Below are 23,586 nucleotides of genomic sequence, written 5' to 3'. Positions count from 1 at the left end.
GCGCGCTCCTAGTGCTTCGGCCTGTCCACGACCTGGAGGTTGATGCCGGGGAAGCCCAGGTCCTGCATGCTCTTGAAGAGGCTGCGCACCTCCGAGTAGCGGACGCCCCGGTCGGCCTTCAGCACCACGGGGGAGTCCGGCTTCTTCTCGCGCAGGCCCTTGAGCTCCGCGATGAGCGCGTCCTTCTTCAACTCCTTGCGGTCCAGGTAGAACGCCCCGTTGGACGCCAGGCTCACCGTGGTGGGCTCCAGCTCCTTGTTCTCCTTGTCCGGATTCGACGCGGTGGGCAGGTCCACCGCCGCGCCCGCTTCGATCTGCGGCGTGACGACCATGAAGATGATGAGGAGGACGAGCACCACGTCCACCAGCGGCGTCACGTTCATCTCCGGGGTGAGGCTGCTACGCCGGGCGGACATCGAGCCCCTCCCGGCGGGCCATCGTCTCCGGGCCCGTGGCGACGGCGCCGTTGTTCACGCCGGAGCGCTTGTCTAATGACATGTCCTCCAGGTGGTCCATCAGCTCGCTGCGGGCCGCGTCCAGGGACAGCTGGAGCGCGTCCGCGCGCGTGGACAGGAAGTTGAACATCAGCACCGCGGGGATGGCGACGAGCAGGCCCAGGGCCGTGACGACGAGCGCCTCCGCAATACCGGCGGAGACCGCGCCCAGGCCGCCGGAGCCCTCCTTGGCGATGCCGGAGAAGGCCTCGATGATGCCGACCACCGTGCCGAGCAGACCGACGAACGGCGCCACCGAGCCCACCGTGGCGAGCACGGACATGCCGCGGCGCACGTCGGCGCTGACGCGCTCGTTGATGCGCACCAGCTCGCGGCGCGTCAGCTCGACCGGGCCCAGCTTGCCGGCCGGCTGGCGGGACTTGGCGAGGAAGGTCTTCATGCCACCGCCGAGCAGGACGGCCAGGTGGCTGCCCTTGGTCGCCTCGGCCTCCTTCACCAACTCCTCGTGCTGCTGCTGCGTGAGCAGCTGCCCGGCGCGCGCGGCGAAGCGGCGGGACACGCTGCGCGAGCGGAAGAAGACGAACAGTCGCTCGAAGAACACCGCCAGCGACGCGACCGCGAAGGCGATGAGCGTCCAGGCGATGCCCAGGGCGAAGACGCCCATGTGGCTGTAGATGTCCCGAAGATTGAAATTCATGACGAGTAGCTCCTGGGGGGCAGGGCAGGTGAGACGAACGGCCTACGACTTGAGACGGAACGGAACCTTGAAGATGCGGAACACGGCGGTGGGCCGGCCCTCGACGACGGCGGGCTTGAAGCGCCAGGACTTCACGGCCGTGAGCGCCGCGCTGGCGAAGGGCTCGTCGCCACGCATGACCTTGAGCTGCGTGACGCGACCATCCACCTCGACGACACCCTTGAGGATGACCATGCCCTCCAATCCCTTGGAGCGCGCGTCAGCGGGATAGTCGGGGATGAGGTTGGACTCGAGCGGCTCGGGAGGCGTGGCCGACTCCGGGAGGTTGATGGGCGCCGCGCGGCCACCACCGCCGCCGGCCAGGCCCTCACCCGCGCCCGTGCCACCCACCACGCCGCCGGGGACCAGCGAGCCCGTGCCACCCACGGCGATGGGCGCGGCGGCCACCGTCTCCCGCTCCGCCTCGGGCGGCTTGTCGAGCGGCACCGTGGACGGCGCGACGATGGGCGCCGGCGTCACCACGGGCGCCGCGGGCGGCGGCGTGTTGGCGATGGCGGGCGGCGCGGCCTTGGGCGCCAGCTTCGGCTTGGGGGGAGGGGGCGGCGGAGGCGGAGGTGGCTTCACCTCGACCACGGGAGGCGGGGGCGGACGGAAGACCACATCCGTCCCCTTCTTCTCCTGGATGACCTCGCGGACCTTGCCCGCAGCGGAGACGACCGCGACGCCGATGAGGACGAACACCCCGACCGAGGCCGTGGTGGAGAGCGCGAACCGCCGCGCCGAGCTGACATCGGTGGCGCTGTCGAACGTTTCGAACATGGCTGGGCCGCATATAGCGACGCCATGTCTCAGGGGTGTTCTGCCCCCGTGACACTTCGAGGCCAGCCGGATGACGGAACTGTCACGGCGCTCGGACGCCACGCAGGGTGCGTGGCAGACGGGCGAGGACTCCACCCGGCGTCACCGCGCGAGGCGCACCCGCGCGCCGGACCTGCCACAACATGGCGATCAACAGCGCGCCGTACGCGAGCGCGAAGGGCCTCGCCAGCAGCGCGTCGCGCGACAGCTCGCCCAGGCCCGTGTCGGAGATGAGCGTCCCCACCAGCGCGATCATCCCGACGAGCGCGAGGTTGGGGCGGTAGCGCCCCTCCGTGGCGGCCCGCACCAGCGGCCACGCGAGCACGAAGTTGGCGCGCCAGGCCAGCGGTGACAGGAGCGTCACGCCCAGGCAACAGACGGCGAGCAGGTCCGCGGGGCCGGGGCGCGCCCACACCACGGCCGCGAGGAACAGGACGATGGCGACCCCCTGCGCCAGGGTGATGGCGGAGGAGGGCGGGATGACGGTGCTCGGATAGAAGAGCGACATCAGCAGCGAGGGGAGCCCCTGCGCGTTGCCGGCCAGCACCCAGGGCGGCGTGGTGCGGGCGAGCGTCTCGCTCCACAGGTGGAACTGGGTGAGCGTGCCCGCCCAACCGTAACGGGCGAGTGTCGGCAGGGTGAGCAGCACGCCGAACACGGCGGTGGCGCCGAGGACGCGCCAGTGCCGGCGCCACAGGAAGAAGAGGCCGACGAGCGCCGCGGGGGGCTTGAGGAGGAAGGCGATGGCGAACGCTGCGCCGGGACGCCACACCTGGCCACGCTCGGCGCCGAGCGCCGCGACGACCACGAGCAGCAGCATCACGACGTCGACCTGGCCGTAGAACAGCTCGAAGGTGAAGGCGGGCAGCAGCGCGATGGTGGCCAGCGGCGGTCCCCAGTCCCAGGACGCGGCCTCGCCGGGGCCGTGCTGCTCGCGGCGCGTGAGGCGGGCCACCGCGGCCAGCGCGAGGATGGAGCCCACGTTCCACAGCGCCACCGCGAGCCGCGCGGGCAGGAAGCTGAAGGGCAGGAAGAGCGGCGCGGTGATGGGCGCGTACTTGAACGGCATGGTGCCGTCGGAGAGGCGGTAGAGGTCGGTGCCCTCCAGGAAGCGCTCCGCGGCGGTGAGGTAGACGCGGAAGTCCACGCCCCGGCGGGGGTGCTGGCCCACCGCGACGGCGGCCACCAGCAACACCGCCATCACCAGCCACCACAGCCACCGCGCCCACTTCGAGTTCATGAGGTCGGAGGGACTCGCCGCGTCATCCAGCGCGGCGGCCGATTGGGATGAGGACGTCACGGCGCCAACCTCCAGTCCGTGTGGTTGGGAGCGGGGAGGAGCCCATTCACTCGGAGTGATGGGCAGGGGCGAAGCGGGCCGTGGAGTCGGAACGGCCCCGGGGCGTCGACGGTCATCGAGGATGCTGGGAGCGGGGGAGGGTGTTCACCATTTCACGCCCGAGGCCCACCCGGCAACGCCCTCCGTGGCGCGAGGGCCTGGAGGATACCTTCGGAGCCCGGCCGCCTGCTGTCACGTGCGGGTCGAGACGAGGCCCGGGGCGTCTCCGGATGTGCGGGGCCCCCCGTGCCGCGCGCGGCCCGCGGCTCAGCGGGCCCGCGGCGGCTCCACGTAGCGTGCGAGCTCCGCGTGTCGGACCCTCCCCTCGGCGACGTCGACCTCCACGGCGAGCAGCCTGCCCACGCGCCCCGTGGGTGGGACGGGCGCGTCGAGCCCCGGGACGGCGAGGACCTGGTACGCCAGCGTCCGTCCGTCGAACACCGGTGGACGCAGGGGGTCGCCCAAGCCCTTGTCCACGAGGAGCGACGCCGCGAGCCCGCCGGGCTCCACCCGCATCCCGAGCCGGTGCTCCCTGTTGAAGGCGTCGGCGAAGCCCGGCGCATCGGAGGCGACGGCGGCCCGTCGCTGGTCCCAGGTGAACGGGCGCAGCGCCTGCGCGAGCGAGATCAGCTCGTGGCCGGCGATGGCCGTGCAACGACGGGTGCGCAGCCGCTTCTGCCACTGCTCGGTCATGGACGCTCCGGGGGCGCGGGGCCCGCGACTCTAGGGGCCGTGTCCCCGGAGGTACGGCCAGCGCGCGCGGCTCACAGGCCGTAGGTCTCCAGCAGCCGCAGCCACACCTCGCTCATGGTGGGGAACGAGGGCACGGCGTGCCAGAGCGTGTCGAGCGACACCTCTCCCGCGACGGCGATGGTGGCCGCGTGCAGCATCTCGCCCACCTCCGGGCCGGTGAACGTGGCGCCCACGACGATGCGTCGCTTCTCGTCCACGACGAGCTTCGCGGTGCCCTTCAGGTCCTTGCCCAGCAGCGACGTGCCGGTGACCTTGCCCAGCTCGTACTGCACCGTGCGCACGGGCAGCCCCTCCTTCCGGGCCCGCGCCTCCGTCAGCCCCACGCTCGCCACCTGGGGGTGCGTGAAGATGACCTGCGGCGTCGCCTTGGTGTCCGCCCAGGCGCGCACCTGCTTGCCGGCGATGACGTCGCCCACCAGCCGCGCCTGGTACTTGCCCATGTGCGTGAGCAGGTTGCGCCCGTTCACGTCGCCGCACGCGTAGAGCCACCCGCCCTCCACGCCCTTCGCGCGAAGCTGGTCGTCCACCTCCACCACCGCGCCGGGCTTCAGGCCCACCGTCTCCACGCCGAGCGCGTCCGTGCGCGGCACGCGGCCCATGGCCACGAGGAGCGCGTCCCCGCGCAGCTCCTCGCCGCTCTTCAACTTCACCGTCGCCTCGCCCTGTCCCCCCGGGCGGCTGACGCTCGCGACCTCGGATTCGAACAACACCTTCACGCCGTCGTCGCGCAGCGCCTGCGCCACCTGCTCGCCGACGAAGGGCTCGAAGCGCCCCAGCAGCGCCTTGCCGCGCTCCACCAGGGTCACCTCCGCGCCGAGCGCGCGCCAGGCCTGCGCCAGCTCCACCGCCACCACGCCACCGCCGAGCACCAGCAGGCGCCGGGGCACCTGCTTCGCGCCGGTGCCCTCGCGGTTGTCCCAGGGCTTCGCCTCCCTCAGCCCCGGGATGTCCGGGATGCGCGGCCGGCTGCCCGTGGCGAGCACCACCGCGCGTCGCGCCTCCAGCTCCCGGACGCTCCCGTCCTTCGCCTCCACGCGCACCTTGCGCGGGCCGGCCAGCTTGCCGTGGCCGCGCACCACGGTGAGCTTCGCGCCCTCGGCCCACTTCTCCTGTGACGCGTCGTTGTAGTAGCCGACCATGGCGTCGCGGTGCTGGAGCACCGCGCTGGCGACGAGCGGCCCCTTGAGGGCCTCCCGCGCGCCGGGCGTGTGCTTCGCGAGCCACAGCGCCTCGCCCGGCCGCAAGAGCGCCTTGCTCGGGACGCAGGCCCAGTAGGAGCACTCGCCCCCGAGCAGCTCGTGCTCCACCAGCGCGACGGACAGCCCGGCCGCCGCGGCCCTCGCCGCCGCGTTCTCGCCCGAGGGCCCTCCGCCCAGCACCACCACGTCGAAGCCTTCCGCCATGCGCGCGTTCCTCGTTCTCCGCTGCGTACGCAGGGACAGTCGTCACGGCCAATCCCGCCGGAGGCTCCTCGTCGGATGGTGGAAACAGGGGGTGGCGCCCACCGAACATCGCCGCGAATTCCGGGGGCGTGCGGGCGCGATTCGCTGTCCTCCATCCGACGGACGCATTGTCTGGAGGGACGCGCCCGTCAGGACCGCGAGGGCGGATGCGTCGGGGCTCCGCCCGTGCCAGGATGCGCGGGGGATGACGGCCCGTGCCGACGCGCGGCGCGGCGGGAGGTGTGCCATGGGGACTGTATCCAACGGTGTCTCGGGTCGCTTCGCATCGCCCCGGTTCCTCCTCGGGTGAGCGCCTCCCTCCCCGGCCCTCGGGTCGGGTGGAGGGGAGCGGGCTCGTTCCTGTCGTGGACCGCGGTGAGCGCGGAGCGGTTTGCCGTGCATTCCGGTCGTCGCGTGGCGCGTGTCGCCTCCGGGAGTCGTGACTCCCGAGGGACGACGGCCCCCGCGCGACCTGCTGAGAGCCGTTCGTCCACGCATGTCTTCTTCCAGGAATCGCCGTTCCCGCGCGTCGCGTCGCCGTGACGCCGCCACGTCGTCGTTCTCGTTGTCCCCTTCCGACAGTCCCAACGCGCGTCACCTGCGCGTGCAGTCCTCCCTCTCCCAGGAGATCGACCTGCTCTTCCGGAGCGAGCTGGCCGACCCCCGGCTCGAAGGTGTCTCGCTCACGTCCCTGGCGCTGACGCCGGATGGCCGCCTGGTGCGCATCGGCTACACCCTCACCCCGGAGGCGGAGGCCGCCGGGACACACGCGGCGCGGCAGGCGCTGGACCGGGCCTGCGGCTACCTGCGCTCGCGGCTGGCCGAGCACCTCGACCTCAAGCGGGTGCCGCAGTTGCGCTTCGTCTACATCGGCGTCTCCGAACCCCCGCGCGAGTCGCTCCCGCCGCCCCCCGACGCCGCGTCGGAGGGTGAGGACCCGGAAGGGGGTGGACGATGAGCGCGCGTCGGCTCGAACCCGACCCGGGCGCGGTGCCCATCCTCGTGTGGGCGCGCGTCCTGCCGCCCGGCGCGGAGGAGCAGCTGCGCCACATCCGCCGCCCAGCCCTATGTCGTCGAGCACGTGGCCGCCATGCCGGACCTCCACGTCGCCCAGGGCATCGCGGTGGGCACCGTCTTCGCCACCGAGCACCACGTCGTCCCCGGCGCGCTGGGCGGGGACCTGGGCTGCGGCGTGAGCGCGCACCACTTCCCGTTCCCCGCCGCGTCGCTCGGGAGGGACGTGCTGGAGCGGCTGCTCACGCGGCTGGCCCGGGGGGTGCCCGTGGGCGACGCCGTACACCGCGGCGCGGGGCTGCCCCTCCCTCCGGAGCTGGAGTCGCCCGCCCTGTCCACCCAGAAGCTGGCCCGCGCCTGGGAGCGGCTGGCGCCCAGGCACCTGGGCACGCTCGGGGGCGGCAACCACTTCCTCGAGCTGGACCGCGACGCGGGCGGGGACCTGTGGCTGCTGCTGCACACCGGCTCGCGGGGCGTGGGGGCCGCCATCGCCGACCACCACCTGCGCGTGGCCGCGACGCTCGGCGTGGGGAGCCTGCCGGGGCTCGACGTGCGCACGCCGGAGGGCGCCGCGTGCCTCGCGGACGTGGCGCTCGCCTGCCACTTCGCCCGGGCGAACCGCGACGTGCTGGCCGCGCGGGCGGTGGCCCTCGTGGCGGAGGCGCTGGGCGTGGCGCCGGAGGACGCGGACACCGTGGACGTCCACCACAACCACGTCTCGCGTGAGGTCCACTTCGGCCGGCCGCTGTGGGTCCACCGCAAGGGCGCGGTGGGGCTGGAGCGGGGCGAGCGGGGCCTCGTCCCCGGCTCCATGGGCACCGCCTCCTACGTCGTCGAGGGGCTCGGTGAAGCGCGGGCGTTCCGCTCCTGCTCCCACGGCGCGGGGCGCGTCCTCACCCGCCGCGAGGCCCGCGAGCGCATCCGCCCGGACGCGCTGGCCCACGCCCTGCGCCGCGTGGTGTTCGACGCGGGCCGCGCGGCCTCGCTCGTGGAGGAGGCGCCCGCCGCCTACCGCGACATCGCCGAGGTGCTCGAGGACGAGGCGGACCTCGTCGCGCCCCGGTTGCGGCTGACGCCACTCGCCGTCCTCAAGGGCTGACGCTCCACGCCATGGCCCGGGGGCACCGCCCCCCGGGCCTCGGCTCCAATACGCGCGGGCGGGATGCCTTCACTCCAGGTGGAATCCTGCGCGCGGACACCTGTCCGGTACCGGTGCTTTCCTGGGTTGATCCCCACCGCGAGGCGCGGTAGCTCCGACATGCGTCAGGGTGGGTTCCCGAGCCCGTCCAGATGCCGTAGAATCGGCCGCCAGAAGTACACGTGCGAACCTGCTGGGGCGTCGTCTAATGGCAGGACATCAGACTTTGACTCTGAGTATCAAGGTTCGAATCCTTGCGCCCCAGCCACTCCGCTCCGGGGGGACGCGGTCGTAGTCAGCGCGTCCGTCCGCGTGCATGAAGGACGGTGGCCCGATGCCGCAGAAGACGCTCCTGCTGGTCTCCGTGGGTAGCCCGACGGCCTCCCTGTTGAAAGACCTGCAGGACCCGGTGGCTGCGCACATGGGCACTGCCTCGGTGGTGGCGAAAGCCGCGCTTCCGACGCCGGCCTACGCCTTCAACAAGGACCGCTCCCAGTACCACTGCAACGCCATCATGCGGCGGCTGACGCCGATGATGGAGCCGGGGCAGCAGCTCGTGCTGGGGCTCACCGACGTGGACCTCTTCGTCCCGGACTCGCCCTTCGTCTTCGGCGAGGCGGACCGCGAGTCGCGCACCGCCGTGGTGAGCATCTCCCGCCTCCGCCAGGGCGCGGACGGCGACCACCTGCGGCGGCGCGTGCAGGTGGAGGTGGTCCACCAGACGGGGCACCTGCTCGGCCTGTCCTACTGCGAGGACCCCCGCTGCGTGATGTTCTTCGCGCAGTCCCCGCAGGACTGCGACCGCAAGCAGCTCTCGCTCTGCAACCAGTGCCGCAACGAGCTCCACAAGCTCAACCGCTGAGCGGCCCCTTCGCCTGCCTGCCTGCCGCTCCATGCGTTGACGACCGACCCGGCGCGCCCTCTAGTACGGGGCTTCAACCAGGCCGGGACGCGGAGCGACTGTGAAGACGGGTATTCGGTTTTTCCTCGGGGGAGTTCTCGCGGTGGGGCTCTTGGGTGGCTGCGAGCCCCTGGATGACGGTGGTGGCGGTGGCGGCGGGACGGTGGCGTTCACCCGGGGCTTCGCCTTCGTGCGGGAGAGCGACCGCAACGTCTACGTGGTGGATGACGCGGGTGACCCCAACAGCCCCCAGCGGTTGACCTCGGTGGGTGGGGTGTACACGCCGGCCGTGTCGCGCGACGGGCGCAGCATCGTCTTCGTGCAGCGCGCCGGGGCGAGCACCGCGCTGCGCACGGTGCCCTCCACGGGCGGGGCGGTGGCCACGCTCTTGAGCGCCAACGACCCGGTCTGCATCCAGGGCTGCTTCGACTTCCGCTCGCCCACGTTCAGCCCGGACGGGCGCAGCGTGGTGTTCTCCTTCTCGAAGAACGGCAGCTCGCTGTCGACGCTGGGGCGGGTGAACACGGATGGCAGCGGCTTCCAGGAGCTGACGCCCAACGGGGGCTACGCGTACTCGGCGCCGTCCGCCCTGCCGGATGGGGGCGCGGTGGTGGCGCTGGCCAACAACGGGTTGGGCTCCAGCCAGGTGGCCTACGTGCCGCTGAACGGCGGCGCCATCATCTACTCGCTGCTGGGCAACGAGGTGCTGGCGGTGGTCAACCGCGTCGTGGCGTCCCCGAGCGGCGCCCAGGTGGCCTTCGATGGCCGCGGCGCATCCGGCAACACGCGCGTCTACGTGGCGGAGCTGACGGCGGGGCGCATGGGCAATCCCCGGCGCGTGACGAACTTCGGCAGCGCCAACGCCCAGGAGACGTGGCCCACGTGGACGCGCTCGGACCAGGTGGGCTTCCTCTTCGTGGACACCAGCGGCGGCGACCCGGGCATCTACCGGTCCACCGTGGCGCTCCAGCCGTCGAACTCCGTGACGCTCGCCGTGCCCAGCGCGCTCGAGCCCTCGTACGGCCCCCTGTAGTCCGACCCTCGCTGGCGTCCCGTGTCCCGGGGCGCCATGCTGGGGCGCTGGAGGTGGTGATGTCCCTCTTCGATGCCGTGCTCGCGGGTGACCGCGACTCCCTGGAGTCCCAGCTCGCCGCGGGGGCGGACCCCAACCCCTTCGACGACGAGAACCGCACGCCGCTGATGCTGGCGGCGCGCCACGGCCGCGTGGACCTGGTGCGGGCGCTGCTGGCGGCGGGCGCCGACCCGGAGCTGACCGACGCGGTGGGTGAGACGGGCTTCATCATGGCCGCCGCGCACGGGCACCGGGCGGTGTGCGAGGTGCTCCTGCCGCACGCCTCCGACGACGAGCGGGACCTGGCCGGCACGCTGCTGGCCGGCGTGGGCCTGACGGACCTCCGGCCCGACCCCGCGACCCCGCCGGAGGGCTTCAGCCGCAAGCTCGCCTCGGCCGGCGCGTACGTGGCCGGCAAGCTGGGTGACGACGGGCCCACGAAGCGGCTGGAGCGGATGCTGCGCTCGGAGAAGCAGCGCAAGCCCTGACGGTCGTCTCTTCCTGGAACGACGAAGGCCCGGGGCTCCCCGAGAGGGAAGCCGCCGGGCCTCGTCGTGTGTCGTCAGGGGCGCGGGCCCGGAAGGCCCGCCCCGTGTCCCGTGCCTACTCCGGCTTGGCGCTCAGCGTCGTGCCGGGCGCCACGCCACCGGCGGCGCCACTGCGCGTCTCCAGCGCGTCGGCCACCAGCTCGGTGATGTCCTTGACCTTGATGTTCTCCTCGCGGCCGGTGTCGTTGACCGCGTCCTTGAGCATCGTGGAGCAGAAGGGGCAGGCCACCGCGACGACGCCCGTGCCGCCCTTCTCCTTGTAGTCGCCCACCTGGCCCGGCTTCTTCTTGTCCGCGGCGTCGGGGAACGGCGTGGACGGGTCCTCGGCGTGCTTGAGCGTGAGCGCCGCCTCGTTGAGGCGGTTGTGGTTGATGCGCGTGCCGATGTGCTCTTCCATCCACATCCGGCCGCCACCGGCGCCGCAGCAGAAGCCCTCGCGCTTGCTGCGCTGCATCTCCACCACCTCCAGCCCGGGGATGGCCTTGAGCACTTCGCGGGGCGCGTCGTACACGCCGTTGTGCCGGCCCAGGTAGCAGGGGTCGTGGTAGGTGAGCTTGGTGTTCATCACCTGGGACAGCTTGATGCGCTTCTCGCGCAGCAGCTCGTTGATGAGCTCCGTGTGGTTGATGACCCGGTACTCACCGCCGAACTCCGGGTACTCGTTCTTGATGGTGTTGAAGCAGTGCGGGCACTGGGTGATGACGGCCTTCACGCCCATCGAGTTCCACGACTCGACGTTCGTCTTCGCCATCGTCTGGTACAGGTACTCGTTGCCCATGCGGCGCGCGGAGTCGCCGTTGCACATCTCCTGCTTCGACAGCGTCGCGAAGCTCACACCCGCCTCGCGCATGATCTTCACCAGCGAGCGGCTGACCTTCTTCTGCTTGTCGTCGTAGCTGCCCGCGCAGCCCACGAAGAAGAGGTACTCGTACGGGCCGCCCTCGTCGCCCCACGTGGGCAGCGCCAGGTCCTCCGCCCACTCGTCGCGCCGGTCCTGGCCCAGGCCCCAGGGGTTGCCCTGGCGCTCGATGCCCTCGAACACGCGCTGGATTTCAGGCGGGAAGTCCGCCTTCACCTGCACCTGGTAGCGGCGCATGTCGATGAGGCGCGGGACGTTCTCGATGAACACCGGACACGCCTGCTCGCACCAGCCGCAGCTCGTACAGGCCCACACCGTCTCGGACTTCAGCGCGGTGCCCACGATTTCCGGCAGCCCCTCCTTCACGTGGTTGGGGCCGTAGCCCTCCTCCACCCACTGCTCGTTGTCCCAGAGCCAGTGCTTCAGGTCCTGGTTGACGGCCTTGTGCGTGAGCGGCTTGCCGGTGATGTACGTGGGGCAGTGCGTCTGGCAGCGGCCGCACTCGGTGCAGGAGTACAGGTCCAGGCCCTGCTTCCACGTCAGGTCCTTCACCGTCGCCGCGCCGAACTCCTCCTTCTCCAGGTTCGGCGTGGACAGCTTGCCGGTGGAGTGGGTGCGCTGGAAGAAGACGTTGGGCAGGCCGGTGATGATGTGGAAGTGCTTGCCGATGGGCAGGAAGTTCAGGAACGCCAGGACGATGGTGAGGTGGATCCAGAAGCCCGCCGTGCCCAGCACGTGCGCCGCCGTGGCGCCCAGGGGCATCATCGCCATGCCCACCAGGCTGGTGAACGGCTCCCACCACACCAGCGAGGGCGCCGTGGACGCCTGCGCCACGCGCGCGGCCACCATGTGGCTGCCGCCGAACATGAACTCCGAAATCATCAAGCCGGAGATGAAGCCCAGGATGAGGTACGCCTCCCAGGACTGCGTCATGCGGTCCGGCTTCACCTTCCAGCGCGTCCACACGTAGTAGCCGCAGGCCATCACCGCCAGCGCCGCCACCACGTCCTTGATCAGCAGGTAGACGCGGTACAGCCCCGAGAGCGCCGGCTGGTCGAGCCAGAACGGATGGCTCAGGTCCGTGAAGAGCTCCAGCGCGCCCGTGGAGAAGCCCATCGCGAACATCATGAGGGTGCGCAACTGCAGCACCAGGAACGCCGCGAAGATGAGCACGTGCATCAACCCCGGCGTGAACTCCTCCGGATCCACCATGCGCCTCTGCCCGAGCCCGAAGCGCACGAGCCGCGTGATGCGCAGCGGGATTTGGTCGAGCCGGTTCTCCTTCTTCATCGCGAGCAACACGCCCACGCGACCGGACATGGTCATGACGAAGATGGGGATGGCGATGGCGAGCAATAGGCCGGTGATGATGGGACTCATTGGGACTCGGGGGACCTCTGTGGGTACGCGGCGGAAGGCGCCCGTTGCCGCGACGCGGCAAAGCTTGAGTGTGCGTCCACCCTAACAGGGGTGATTCTCGAATCAAGCGCCGAGCCGTCGCGGTGTCCGCGAGTGAAGCACGGACCCGCGCCCTCCTGCATGGGAATGCTCGCGATACACAGATTTACTGCACGAACCCCATTCCCGTGCGGGGTTGAAAATGCACCGGTGTTGACCGGTGTGAGGTTCCATCCGGCGGCGGTCGGCCCTACCTTGTACGACGGCCTCGCAGGTTGTCGGTCAGTGGACGCATTCCCAAGTGACTGAAAAGACTTGGAATCGTGTGTCCTGGCGGACAGGGGAGCGAAGGGGGCCCAGGGTGAACGAGACTTTGACGTCCCAAGGGCTTTACAACGCGAGGCAGCATGGGCACCATGGTTCGTAAATCGGTCAACGACTGAGGACGGGGCTTCGCATGGGGCGGGCCCACGGTGACCGAACAGGGGGCGCCCAGGAGAGAGGCGAGCCGCGAGGCCGTCCACCCTCCACCCGTCGGAGCGCCCGTGAGGAGCCGGACATGGTTCACGATGACACCACGTACATGGACGATGAGGGGCTGCCGTATGTGGACCTCGCGGAGGATGGCGAGTGCGAGTCGGTGATTCCCGTGGAGGGCTCTCCCGGCGGCCGCATGTGGAACTACTCCGAGGAGTCCTGGGGCGGCTGGAGCGGCGTGGATTGATGGGCTGCCCCCGCGGCCCGTGGAAGCGCGGGGGCCTCGTTCGAGGTCCTTGAAGTCGTCGTCATCCCGCCCGTGTGGTGGCCCCCAGGTGGGTGGCTCCCGGGCAGGCCTTTCGCCTCTGGACGTCGCGTCCAGGTGGCGCGTGTCATCCCCTCCTCGTGAAGCACGTCGGCGCTCGCGCCCGCGCGGCCCATCCTGGGAGCCCCGTGTCCGGGCTCGTGCGTGGAGGGTGGGATGGAGGTGCGCGGGTGCTGGCGCTGCCAGTCGGATGTCCCGATGCTCGACGAGGAGGAGTTCGAGCCGGTGTGGGCGCTGCATGTGGGCGCCAGGCTCGGGCTCGGGGCGTCGAGGCACGGTGACGTCCCCGTGGAGGGCCTGGAGGCGCTGTTCGCGCCCGTGTGCGAGGCGTACACGCGGTTGACGGGCTTCGCGGAGACGAACGCGAACGCGGTGATGCCTCACCGGCTGAGTTTGTACGGCCCGCCCTGCGCGGCGTGCGGCAAGCCGCTGCGCACGCCCGAGGCCCGGCACTGCGCGGCCTGTGGCGCGGTCCGCTGACGCCGAGCGGCGTGTGGGTGCCCCTCGACCGTGAGGGCTCGGTGTGGGAGTCCCCTCTTGCTTCCGGGGCGGGAGTGCCGACATCCTCGTCGCAGAGGCACTCCCCCGAGCCCGCGCGCCCTGTCGTTGTGACCCACGCGACGTCTCGCCGTCGGGGGCACCGGCCCTCCGGGGTGGTTTCACGGCAGAATGGCGGGCGGTACACGCGGGAGCGCGGATGAAGCAGACGGCCTGGGCAGTGGAGCGTGACGCCGAGCATGGCCGCGAGGTGCTCCTGCTCGTCTCCTTGGAGGCGGACGCGGACGCTCCCCGCGCGCCCGTGGCGGTCAACCTGGCCATCGACCGCAGCGCGTCCATGCGGGGCGTGCCGCTCCTGGCGGCCATCCAGGCGGCGCAGGCGCTGGTGGAGCGCGCCACCCCGCGTGACTACCTGGGGCTGCTCACCTTCGACGCGGAGGCGGAGCAGGTGCTGCCGGTGCGCGCGATGGACACCTCCGCCAAGGCCCAGTTCCTGCGCACGCTCGCCCGGCTCGAGTCCGGCGAGGGCACCGCGCTGCACGAGGCCGTCGAGCGGAGCGCGGAGGCGGTGCGGCGCGTGTTCGTCCCCGGCGCCCGGCCCCAGGTGCTGATGCTCACCGACGGCGAGCCGTCCGTGGGCCCGTCGCACCTGGCGGAGTTCCGCACGCTGGGCGGCCGCGTGGCGGAGTCCGGCGTCGTCATGCACGCGCTGGGGTTGGGGCGGCACTACCTGCCCGACATCCTGGACGCGCTCACGTCCCCGGCGGGCACGGGCTTCGTGCACGTGGACGACCCGGAGAGCCTGCCGCTCGCCGTGGCCGCGATGTCCGCGGAGCTGTTCGGCGAGGTGGCCTCGGACGCGCGCGTGTACGTGCTGCCCACGGGCTTCTCCGCGCTGCGCTGCCGCCATCGCTACCCCGCGCGCGTGGAGGGAGACGCGATGAGCGCGGTGCTCGGCTCCGTGTCGCAGTCCTTCGCGCGCCGCGTCCTCTTCGACGGCACGCTGGACGCGTCCGTGGGCTCCGCGTGGAACCTGGGCGTGACGGCCTCCTACGTGGAGAACGGCGACACGCGCCGCGCGCCCGTGACGGTGACGCGCCTGTCGCCGGACAGCGACCAGGGGCGCTTCGTGCGCGCGGTGTCCGCGGAGCTGGAGCTGGTGGCCGCGGAGTCGGCCGCGTGGAAGGCGCTGGGCCGCAAGCAGCAGGACGTCGCGGAGCAGGCCCTGGAGGTCGCCGACCTCGCCCTCTACAAGCTGGCGCGGCTGGGCGCCCCGGAGGTGCTGCCGCAGCGTCACATGGAGCGGCTGGCCGACCTGCGTCGCTACGTCGAGAAGCGCGCGGCCAACCCGCAGGGACTGGTGATGCGGCGCGCGCGCTCGGAGGTGTCCCGCATCACGCTGAGCCGCGTGGGGCCCGCCGCCCCCGTGTCCGTGATGAACCCCTGGAAGTCGGAGGACTGAGGGGCGCTCGCCTGGTTGCCCACACGGGGCCTGGGCCCCGCGCGCCCGGGGAATGTCCGCTCGCCTGGAGGGTTCCTCCCTGAATGAGGTGCGTGCCGGGTGCTGGCGGGCGGGCCTCGTCTGGGTTAACGGGAGGCACATGAAGCACACGGTGTCCAAGAGGCTCGTCCCGGTGGGCGGTCTGTGTCTGTGGCTGCTGGCGACGGTGGCCCACGCGGCGTTGCCCCCGTCCGCGGTGGCCACGAGCGCGCCCGACGAGGGCGACCCCCGGGTGGAGGCCTCGCTGCTCGTCGACGCCACCCAGGTGAAGCCGGGCGACACCTTCCGCGTGGGCGTGCGCTTCCGGTTGGATCCGGGCTGGCACATCTACTGGAAGAACCCCGGTGACTCCGGCCTGGAGACGGAGATCGACTGGGACACGCCGGGCAGCACCGTGGGCCCGCTCCAGTGGCCCTTCCCCAGCACCTTCCGCACGCCGGACGGCTTCATCGTCACCCACGGCTACGAGGGCGAGGTGCTCCTGTTCGCGAACGCCACCGCGTCCGCGCAGGCCCAGGGCTCGCTCCAGCTCTCCGCCGCGGTGAACGCGCTGGTGTGCGAGGTGCACTGCATCCCCGCGGACATGATGCTCACGCGCACCATCCCCGTGGGGCCCCAGACGCTCCCGGACGCGGAGGCGATGCCGACGTTCGACGCCGCGCGCGCCCGCGTCCCGCGCCCCATGGCGGACAGCGGCTACGATGTGAAGGTGGAGCTCGCCACGAAGCCGCTCACCGCGGGCCAGCCCTTCACGGGGACGCTCACGCTGACCTCGACGAAGGGCGCGCCGCTGCCGCCGCTGGAGAAGGACTTCTTCGTCCCCGCGCGCATCCCCGGCGTGGACGTGGTGCACCTGAAGGAGACGGCGCCCGGGCGCTTCGCGCTCGAGGGCAAGGCGGAGCCGGACGTGCCGCAAGCCGAGCCCCGGCTCGAGGGCGTGCTGCGCCTGGGCACGGCGGCCACGGGCTACCACGCGCTGGAGGTGGACGCCCCGCTGGCGCCCGTCGTGGCCGCGGCGGCCGTTCCGGGCGCGGCGCCCGCGGCGGTGGCGAAGCCTCCGTCCATCAAGGACTCGCTCGCGGCGGTGAAGCCCGCGGCCGTGGTGCCCGCCGCCGCGCCCGCGGAGTCGTCGCTGGGGCTGGGCATGGCGCTGGTGTTCGCGTTCCTCGGGGGCGCGCTGCTCAACCTGATGCCGTGCGTGTTCCCGGTGCTGGCGCTCAAGGCGTACGGCTTCACGCGCATGGTGCGGCAGGAGCAGGGCCGCGTGGGCGCGCACGCCGCGGCGTATGCCGGCGGCATCGTGGGCAGCATGCTGCTGCTGGCGGGCGCGGTGCTCGCGGTTCGCGCCGGCGGCGCGGGCGTGGGCTGGGGCTTCCAGTTCCAGGAGCCGCTCTTCGTCGCGGCGGTGAGCGCGGTGCTCGTCGCCTTCGCGCTCAACCTCTTCGGGGTCTTCAACGTGGGCCTGGACGGCACCTCGCTCGCGGGCAAGGTGGACCAGAGCCACGGGCTCATGCACAGCGCGGGCGAGGGCGTGCTGGCGGTGGTGCTCGCCACGCCGTGCTCCGCGCCGCTGCTGGGCACGGCGGTGGGCTTCGCCTTCGCGGCGGGCCCCATCACGGTGCTGGCCGTCTTCACCGCGCTGGGGCTGGGGCTCGCGCTGCCGTTCTGCGTGCTGGTGCTGGTGCCGGGGCTGGCGAAGCGGCTGCCCAAGCCGGGCGCGTGGATGGAGCGCTTCAAGCAGGTGCTGGGCTTCGCGCTGCTGGGCACCACGGTGTGGTTGGTGTGGGTGATGGGCGGCCTCGCCGGCGTGGACGGCATGGCGCGCCTGCTGGCGTTCCTCGTGGCGGTGGGCCTGGGCACGTGGGTCTACGGCCAGTCGCAGACGCAGGAGGGCGGCCGCCGGTGGGCCTCGCTCGGCGTGGCGGTGGTGGTGCTGGTGGGCGCGGGCGTGGCGACGCTGCGCTTCGACGACGCGGCCGCGGCCACCCCGCGCGCGACCTCCTCCACGGTGGCGCAGGCGCAGCCCTGGAGCGACGAGGCGGTGTCCGCCGCGCTGGCGGCGGGTCAGCCCGTGTTCGTCGACTTCACCGCGGACTGGTGCCTCACCTGCAAGTTCAACGAGCGCACCGTGCTGTCGCGCGAGGAGGTCCGCGCGGCCTTCACCGAGCACCAGGTGGCCTTCTTCGTCGCGGACTGGACGCGCCGCGACGCGCGCATCACCGCCCGGCTGGCGGAGCACGGCCGCGCGGGCGTGCCCATGTACCTGGTGCTCGACCCCGCGGCGCCGGACGCGCCGGAGGTGCTGCCGGAGCTGCTGACGGTGGATTCGGTGGTGGACGCCGTGAAGCGCGCCTCCGCGTGCTCGCCCTCGAACCGGGCGGATGGCTCGAAGGTCCTCTGCGCGGCGCGTCTCCCCAAGCCTTGAACACACGCTGCACCCAACCAGGAGGTACGCCATGAAGCAGGTCTTCACCGCCGTCGCGCTGGGTTCGCTCTTCGCGGGCGCGCCCGCCTTCGCGGACGCGGAGGTCGGCAAGCCGGCGCCCGCCTTCACCCTGAAGGACGAGGCGGGCAAGGAGCACTCGCTGTCGCAGTACAAGGGCAAGGTGGTGGTGCTGGAGTGGACCAACCCGGAGTGCCCGTTCGTGAAGCGGCACTACGAGGCGGACACCATGGCCAACACCCTGAAGGGCTTCGACGCCAAGAAGGTCGTCTGGCTCGCGGTGGACTCCACGGCGCACAACACGCCGGAGAAGTCCGCGGCCTGGAAGAAGGACGAGGGCTTCACCTATCCGGTCCTCCAGGACGCCAGCGGCGCCACGGGCAAGGCGTACGGCGCCAAGACGACGCCGCACATGTACGTCATCGACGAGCAGGGCGTGGTCCGCTACGCCGGCGCCATCGACGACGACCCGCGCGGCAAGAACGAGAAGAAGGTCAACCACGTGAAGACGACGGTCGACGCGCTGCTGGGCGGCAAGCCCGTCCCGGCGTCCACCACCACGCCCTACGGCTGCTCCGTGAAGTACAAGTCCGCGAGCTGAGCCCCCGCGTCACACGGGATGATACAGGCCCACTTCTCCTCTGGGGGGAGTGGGCCTGCGTGTTTCCCGAGGGGGCTCGTGTGCGCGGTGTCTCATCCTCGGGTTGCCCTTATTGTCTGTGTTTTCCAGGGGCCTACGATGGTCGTCATGCTGACCACGACCGCCGGGGAATACATCATCCGCAAGGCAGGACTCGCGGAGCTGGAAGACGTCATCCGATTGCGGCTCGCGTTGATGTGTGAGCTGGCCGCTCCCCATCCCGAGGAGCTGGCGGTCTGGGCGGAGGCCACGCGGCGCTACCTGCCGACCGCGCTGCCCGCGGGCCGCTTCCACGTGTGGCTGGCCTACGTCGACGGGGAGGCCGTGGCGTGCGCGGGGCTGGCGCCGTACGAGCGGCCCCCGTCCCCGGAGGGGCTCTCCGGCCTGGAGGGCTACATCGTCAACATGTACACCGCGCCGCGCTGGCGGCGCCGGGGCATCTCCCGCGCGCTCATGACGGACATGCTCGACTTCGCGCGCGAGCTGGGGCTGGGGCGGCTGTGGCTGCATGCCTCCAACGACGGGCGTCCGCTCTACGAGGCGATGGGCTTCTCCACCAACCCCACGGCCCTGGAGTGGAAGCCCGGGGCGTGAGCCTCCTGGGAGCGCCCTAGTCGTGGCGACGGCGGAGGTGGAGCCCGAGGCGTGAGGTCGCGCGCGGAGGGTGGGGTGGGGGCGGTGTGTCCTTCGCCGCCCCGCCGCGCGTCAGCCGGCCCACGTCGCGCGGGAGCATGAGCCAGGAGCACAGCGCGCCCACCACGCACAGCCCCGCCGAAATCCACAGCGCGGTGCGGGTGCCCGCGAGGAACGCTTCACCCGTCTTGCCCGCGAGGCCCCCCAGCAGCGGGAGCAGCGCCACCGCCAGCAGGCCGGCGATGCGCGCCACCGCGTTGTTCACGCCCGACGCGATGCCCGCGTGTCGCTCCTCCACCGCGCCCAGCACCACGGACGTGAGCGGCCCCACCGTGAGGCTCAGGCCCACGCCCAGCACGAGCACGCCCGGCAACACGCTGCCCACGTAGCCTCCGCCCCGGTGCATGCGCGTCAGCAGCGCCATGCCCGCGCCGGCCAGCAGCGGCCCCACCGTCATCAGCGGCCTGGCGCCGGTGTACCCCGCGAGCCGTCCCACGGGGGGCGACAGCACCAGCATCAGCACGGTGAGCGGCAGCAGCGAGGCGCCCGCGGACAGCGCCGAGTAGCCCAGCTCCTGTTGCAGCGCGAGGATGACGAGGAAGCTGACGCCGCCGAGCGCGAAGTAGACGGCGAGCGTGGTGAGGTTCGCGCCGGAGAACGTCCGCGAGGCGAACAGGCCGAGCGGCAGCATGGGGTGGCGTCCCCGCGCCTGGATGCCGAGGAACACGCCGAGCATCACCACGCCGCCCACGGCTGCGAGCACGGTGGAGGCCCTCCAGCCGTGCGCGGGGCCCTCGATGAGCGCGTAGATGACGCCGCCCAGGCCGAGCGCCGCCGTCACCGAACCGGCCACATCCAGCTTCCGCGGCGTCCCCGACGGCGTGTCGTCCGGCACGTGCCGCAGCGTCGTCCACGCGGTGATGAGCGCCATGGGCACGTTGATGAAGAACACCAGCCGCCACGACGCCACGTCCACCAACCAGCCGCCGAGCAGCGGCCCCAGCGCCGTGGTGACGCCGGACAGGCCCGCCCAGGCGGACACCGCGCGCTGCCGGTCCTGCTCGGGGAAGGACGTGCGCAGCATGGCGAGGCTCGCGGGCACGAGCAGCGCGGCGCCCAGGCCCTGCGCCGCCCGGAAGAGGGCGAGCGTCCAGGTGCTCGGCGCCAGGCCGCACAGCACCGAGCACACGGTGAAGGCGAACACGCCGAACAGGAAGACGCGCCGCTGCCCCCGGACGTCCCCCAACGCGCCACCGGTGAGCACCAGCGCGCTGAGCGTGAGCAGGTAGCCATCCACCGCCCACTGGAGGCCGGACAGGCCCGTGTGCAGCTCCCGGCCCAGCGCGGGCAGGGCGACGTTGACCGCCGTGGAGTCGAGGAAGGCCATGCCGCTGCCGAGCACGCTCGCCAGGAGGACGGCCTTCCCACCGCGGCTGTCATACGAGACGGTGGTCGCGTCGGCGGGCATACACTCCAGCGTGGGACTCCGGCCCCGCGCGCGCCACCCGTCCCCGGGCGAGGCCCGACACCGGCTCCTCCACGCGAACGGGGGCCCGCCTGCCCGCGCCCCTCGTGGATGGTGGACGTGGCGCGGCGTGCGCAGCATGTCGGCCGGGACACGTGTCCCCAATCCCAAGGAGGGACGGCACATGGCGACCGAGTGCAATCACATCGCGCGGGCGGGGAACCCGGAGCCGCGGACCCAGGGCTGCGAGGAGTGTCTGAAGATGGGCGCCCGCTGGGTCCACCTCCGCCGCTGTCTGGAGTGTGGCCACGTGGGGTGCTGTGACTCGTCGCCCAACAAGCACGCGACGAAGCACTTCCACCAGACGCGCCACCCCGTCATCCAGTCCTTCGAGCCGGGGGAGACGTGGGTGTGGTGCTTCGAGGACCGCATCTTCATGGACGACCGGCCCCAGCAGGCGGGCGAAGTCCGGACCTAGGCCCGCGCGTCGCCTCGACGCTCCTCTCGGGAATCGGCTACGGTGCGCGCCTCTTCGAGCACGGCGGCACCGGCCGCCACGAGGTGGCGTGAGATGGAGGCGCGAAGCGGGGAGGGAGTCCTGGCTCCCTCGGGGTGGCGGCGGTTTCGGCCCGAGCTGGGGCTGGCCCTGGGGGCCCTGTGCGTGGGGGCCGTCGTCTTCGGGCTGATGCGGCTGACGTGGCCCTCGCCCCTCCCGGCCCAGCTGGAGCGGCGCCTGCTCCAGACGAGCGACATGCTGCTGGCGCTCGCCACCACCGTCTGCACGTTCGTCGTCGCCTGGTCCTTCACGCTGGGCGCCCGCCGCGAGGACCCCGTCTCGGTCCGTCACCGCTGGCGGAGCTTCCTCGGCCTGTGGGCCCTGTTCGCGGTGGTCTTCTTGACGTGGTGGGTGGGCGAGTGGCCCGGCCACTACATCAGCGACTCGCGTCAGTCGCTGCGCGTCTCCAGCGAGTTCCGGGTGGAGCCGTGGCTGAGCACCTTCTGGGGCATCTGGGCGCACGGGCTCCACCGCGCCACCGGCCAGTTCTCCACCACCACGCTCTTCAACGTCCTCGTGTTCGCGGTGGTGCTCGCGGACTTCTTCTCCCTGCTCCTGCACCTGGGGTTGTCGCGCAGGGTGGGGGGCCTCTTCATCGCGCTGGTGGTGACGTCCATCCCCCTGGGCGTGCTCGTCATCTTCGTCTCGCACGACATCCTCAACGCGCTGCTGCGCCTGGGCATCGCGCTCATCCTGCTGCGCGCCATGGTGCGGCGCTCGCTCACCGGGAGGTCCGGCGTCACGCCCGTCACCCTGCCGGCGCTGGTGCTCCTGACCGCCACGGCCACCTTCCTGCGCGGCGACAGCCTGGCGCTGGTGCTCTACGTGCCCGTCGTGCTGGTGCTGTCGCGCCAGGTCCGCGTGGCGCTCGCGGTGGCGGTGCTCGTGGGCACGGTGGGGCTCATGCAGGTGTTCCGGCGCGGCATCGAGCCGCGCCTCCTGGTCGAGTGGCCCGAAATCAAGCAGCGCTACACCCTGACGCTCCTGCTCAACCCGCTGGGCTTCATGGTCAACAACCACTACTTCACGCCGGACCCGGAGGGGGACAAGGCGGCGATGGAGGAGGTGGTCGCCTACTCCTGCCTGCGGGACCGGTACCTGCTCGAAGAGTCCCCCTGCTACTGGGACGCCCTCCACCCGCCGGTGACGCCCGAGAAGATGGCGGAGCTGAAGCGGGTCTACTTCCGCATGGCGCGCGACAACCCCGCGCTGCTGCTGTCCAACCGCCTCATCACGTTCGCGGGCGTGCTGGGCCTGAGCGTCAGGGTGCCGCCGCCCTTCATCCCGCACCGGGAGACCGCGGACGTGAACGCGGCCTACTCGCCCGCGGGAGCCCAGTTGCTCGCGGAGCATGGCCTGGACCCGGCGAAGGCGCCCCAGTCCATCGCCCGCGTCACCCACTGGCTGCGCGACGCGAGCTGGCCGGAGGCGCTGGGCGGACGCTACCTCTTCTTCCCCTGGAACGGCCTGCCCGCGCTGCTGCTGGCGCTGTGGCTGGTCAGCCGGTGGCGCACGCTGCCCGTCTCCGCGGTGACGGCGGGCGCCATCCTGGGCCCCGCCGCCATGGTGTTCCTGGCCGCGCCCGCCAGCCACCCGTCCTACGTCACCGACCTGTGGGTGTTCGGCTATCTCGCCGTGCCGCTGGCCTGGTTCGAGGCGCGGGTGCTCCGCGCGCGGGTCGCCGCCCAGCCGCCGTCAGCGGGCGGGGAAGGCGGGGCCGCGGGTCCGGTCGATGTGGCCCCCGCTCACCTGCGCCACAACGGTTGAGGTGTAGGGCCGGCCCGGGCGGCTGCTCCAGTCCTTCGCGAGGAAGGCCTCCGGGTCCTGCGCGTACTCCAGCGCGATGCGGCCCGTCTGGAGCGACTGGCGCACCATGCGCACGTTGCTGACCTGGTCCTCCTCGCGCCAGCTCAGCGGGAAGAAGCCGAAGTGCGAGCGCCGGTGGATGCCCGCCAGCAGCAGGTGGATGTTGAACGTGAGGTTGTCCGGGAAGCCCAGGTAGAAGCGCGGCTCCAGGTAGCGCACCGAGTACAGGTTGAGGCCGGAGCCCAGGTCGTACACGCGCCGCCGCGCCGCCGCGGAGAACAGCAGGTTGAAGACGTGGTTGCCCAGGGTGCGGAACAGCGAATAGCCCTGCAGCCGCGAGCCGCGCATGAAGCGGCTGCCCAGCAGCGAGTCCTGCTGCCGGTAGTTGCCGGCGTCGAGGATGGGGACCAGGTCGTTGATGTCCGCCTGGTCATCGCCGTGCAGCACCACCACGTGGTCGAAGCCGTGCGCGAGCGCGTACTCGAAGGCCACCTTGTGCGAGCCGCCGAGGTTGTAGTTGTCGTCGTTGACGAGCACCTTGCCCGGCAGGTGCTGGAGCTTCGCGAGCCCCTGCGCCGCGGCCTCCACGCCGTTGTCGCGGCTGCCGTTGTCCACCACGATGATTTCGGCGAAGCGGCGCTGCACGTCCTCGCTGAAGCGGCCGAGCACGCGCGGAATCTGCCGCTCGCAGTTGTACATGGGGACGAAGACGAGGATGCGTTCGGCGGCCACGGGAGGCTCCTTCGCGGAAGATGCGTCGCGGCTCCC

The 23,586-nt window shown here is 71.9% G+C and carries 22 protein-coding genes and 1 tRNA gene; 14 read left to right on the top strand and 9 right to left on the bottom strand.

Annotated elements, in window-relative coordinates:
• Window positions 1–8: 8 nt before the first annotated feature.
• The 6 genes from LZ198_RS09670 to LZ198_RS09645 all read right to left on the bottom strand — a co-directional run bounded on the left by LZ198_RS09670 (window position 9) and on the right by LZ198_RS09645 (window position 5,505).
• Window positions 9–416, bottom strand: a complete 408-nt coding sequence (locus tag LZ198_RS09670; RefSeq protein WP_253971612.1) for an ExbD/TolR family protein — start codon at window positions 414–416, stop codon at window positions 9–11.
• Window positions 400–1,152 carry a MotA/TolQ/ExbB proton channel family protein gene (locus tag LZ198_RS09665; protein WP_253971611.1) on the bottom strand — a complete coding sequence of 251 codons (753 nt, stop codon included), beginning with the start codon at window positions 1,150–1,152 and terminating at the stop codon, window positions 400–402. The genes LZ198_RS09670 and LZ198_RS09665 overlap by 17 nt, the downstream gene beginning before the upstream one ends.
• Before the next feature lie 42 nt (window positions 1,153–1,194).
• On the bottom strand, window positions 1,195–1,971 hold the full coding sequence (locus tag LZ198_RS09660) for an energy transducer TonB (protein WP_253971610.1): 777 nt from the start codon (window positions 1,969–1,971) through the stop codon (window positions 1,195–1,197).
• 82 nt (window positions 1,972–2,053) lie between these two features.
• Window positions 2,054–3,310, bottom strand: a complete 1,257-nt coding sequence (locus tag LZ198_RS09655; RefSeq protein ID WP_253971609.1) for a glycosyltransferase family 87 protein — start codon at window positions 3,308–3,310, stop codon at window positions 2,054–2,056.
• Window positions 3,311–3,616: 306 nt separating this feature from the next.
• A complete protein-coding gene (locus tag LZ198_RS09650; protein WP_253971608.1) occupies window positions 3,617–4,042 on the bottom strand; it encodes a hypothetical protein in 426 nt (141 codons plus the stop codon).
• 71 nt (window positions 4,043–4,113) lie between these two features.
• Window positions 4,114–5,505, bottom strand: a complete 1,392-nt coding sequence (locus tag LZ198_RS09645; protein ID WP_253971607.1) for a dihydrolipoyl dehydrogenase family protein — start codon at window positions 5,503–5,505, stop codon at window positions 4,114–4,116.
• A 604-nt stretch (window positions 5,506–6,109) separates the two neighbouring features.
• Here LZ198_RS09645 and LZ198_RS09640 point away from each other — a divergent pair.
• From LZ198_RS09640 to LZ198_RS09615, 6 genes are all read left to right on the top strand, one after another.
• Window positions 6,110–6,502 (top strand): ribosome-binding factor A, encoded by a 393-nt coding sequence (locus LZ198_RS09640; RefSeq protein WP_253971606.1) that lies wholly within the window; start codon window positions 6,110–6,112, stop codon window positions 6,500–6,502.
• Between the two features lie 132 nt (window positions 6,503–6,634).
• On the top strand, window positions 6,635–7,657 hold the full coding sequence (locus tag LZ198_RS09635) for an RtcB family protein (RefSeq protein ID WP_253971605.1): 1,023 nt from the start codon (window positions 6,635–6,637) through the stop codon (window positions 7,655–7,657).
• A gap of 233 nt (window positions 7,658–7,890) precedes the next feature.
• A tRNA-Gln gene (locus tag LZ198_RS09630) sits at window positions 7,891–7,964 on the top strand.
• A 66-nt stretch (window positions 7,965–8,030) separates the two neighbouring features.
• The gene (locus LZ198_RS09625; protein ID WP_253971604.1) at window positions 8,031–8,558 is read left to right on the top strand and encodes a non-proteolytic archaemetzincin-like protein; all 528 of its coding nucleotides are present in this window, start codon (window positions 8,031–8,033) and stop codon (window positions 8,556–8,558) included.
• A gap of 142 nt (window positions 8,559–8,700) precedes the next feature.
• Window positions 8,701–9,630, top strand: a complete 930-nt coding sequence (locus LZ198_RS09620) for a TolB-like translocation protein (protein ID WP_253971603.1) — start codon at window positions 8,701–8,703, stop codon at window positions 9,628–9,630.
• Window positions 9,631–9,689: 59 nt separating this feature from the next.
• A complete protein-coding gene (locus LZ198_RS09615; RefSeq protein ID WP_253971602.1) occupies window positions 9,690–10,157 on the top strand; it encodes an ankyrin repeat domain-containing protein in 468 nt (155 codons plus the stop codon).
• A gap of 115 nt (window positions 10,158–10,272) precedes the next feature.
• On the opposite strand, the gene LZ198_RS09610 is transcribed toward LZ198_RS09615, so the two are convergent.
• Window positions 10,273–12,456, bottom strand: coding sequence for a (Fe-S)-binding protein (locus tag LZ198_RS09610; RefSeq protein WP_253971601.1), 2,184 nt, complete (start codon window positions 12,454–12,456; stop codon window positions 10,273–10,275).
• 577 nt (window positions 12,457–13,033) lie between these two features.
• Here LZ198_RS09610 and LZ198_RS09605 point away from each other — a divergent pair.
• The 6 genes from LZ198_RS09605 to LZ198_RS09580 all read left to right on the top strand — a co-directional run bounded on the left by LZ198_RS09605 (window position 13,034) and on the right by LZ198_RS09580 (window position 18,952).
• A complete protein-coding gene (locus LZ198_RS09605) occupies window positions 13,034–13,198 on the top strand; it encodes a hypothetical protein (RefSeq protein WP_253971600.1) in 165 nt (54 codons plus the stop codon).
• 234 nt (window positions 13,199–13,432) lie between these two features.
• Window positions 13,433–13,756, top strand: a complete 324-nt coding sequence (locus tag LZ198_RS09600) for a hypothetical protein (protein ID WP_253971599.1) — start codon at window positions 13,433–13,435, stop codon at window positions 13,754–13,756.
• A gap of 217 nt (window positions 13,757–13,973) precedes the next feature.
• Entirely contained in the window at window positions 13,974–15,236 is a 1,263-nt protein-coding gene (locus LZ198_RS09595; protein ID WP_253971598.1) for a vWA domain-containing protein, read from the top strand.
• A 139-nt stretch (window positions 15,237–15,375) separates the two neighbouring features.
• The gene (locus LZ198_RS09590) at window positions 15,376–17,700 is read left to right on the top strand and encodes a protein-disulfide reductase DsbD family protein (RefSeq protein WP_253971597.1); all 2,325 of its coding nucleotides are present in this window, start codon (window positions 15,376–15,378) and stop codon (window positions 17,698–17,700) included.
• A 31-nt stretch (window positions 17,701–17,731) separates the two neighbouring features.
• Window positions 17,732–18,319, top strand: a complete 588-nt coding sequence (locus tag LZ198_RS09585) for a thioredoxin family protein (RefSeq protein ID WP_253971596.1) — start codon at window positions 17,732–17,734, stop codon at window positions 18,317–18,319.
• A gap of 147 nt (window positions 18,320–18,466) precedes the next feature.
• Window positions 18,467–18,952, top strand: a complete 486-nt coding sequence (locus LZ198_RS09580; RefSeq protein WP_253971595.1) for a GNAT family N-acetyltransferase — start codon at window positions 18,467–18,469, stop codon at window positions 18,950–18,952.
• A 16-nt stretch (window positions 18,953–18,968) separates the two neighbouring features.
• Here the strand turns inward: LZ198_RS09580 and LZ198_RS09575 are convergent, their stop codons facing one another.
• Entirely contained in the window at window positions 18,969–20,459 is a 1,491-nt protein-coding gene (locus LZ198_RS09575; protein WP_253971594.1) for an MFS transporter, read from the bottom strand.
• A gap of 181 nt (window positions 20,460–20,640) precedes the next feature.
• Here LZ198_RS09575 and LZ198_RS09570 point away from each other — a divergent pair, with 181 nt between their 5' ends.
• Window positions 20,641–20,934 (top strand): ubiquitin carboxyl-terminal hydrolase 14, encoded by a 294-nt coding sequence (locus tag LZ198_RS09570; protein WP_253971593.1) that lies wholly within the window; start codon window positions 20,641–20,643, stop codon window positions 20,932–20,934.
• Between the two features lie 93 nt (window positions 20,935–21,027).
• Window positions 21,028–22,779, top strand: coding sequence for a hypothetical protein (locus LZ198_RS09565; protein WP_253971592.1), 1,752 nt, complete (start codon window positions 21,028–21,030; stop codon window positions 22,777–22,779).
• On the opposite strand, the gene LZ198_RS09560 is transcribed toward LZ198_RS09565, so the two are convergent.
• Window positions 22,708–23,550 (bottom strand): glycosyltransferase family 2 protein, encoded by an 843-nt coding sequence (locus LZ198_RS09560; RefSeq protein ID WP_253971591.1) that lies wholly within the window; start codon window positions 23,548–23,550, stop codon window positions 22,708–22,710. The two genes, LZ198_RS09565 and LZ198_RS09560, sit on opposite strands and share 72 nt — an antisense overlap.
• Between the last annotated feature and the right edge of the window lie 36 nt (window positions 23,551–23,586).

It is taken from the genome of Myxococcus dinghuensis, assembly GCF_024198235.1.
Taxonomy (GTDB): domain Bacteria; phylum Myxococcota; class Myxococcia; order Myxococcales; family Myxococcaceae; genus Myxococcus; species Myxococcus dinghuensis.
This window is presented reverse-complemented; position numbering and strand designations above follow the sequence as displayed.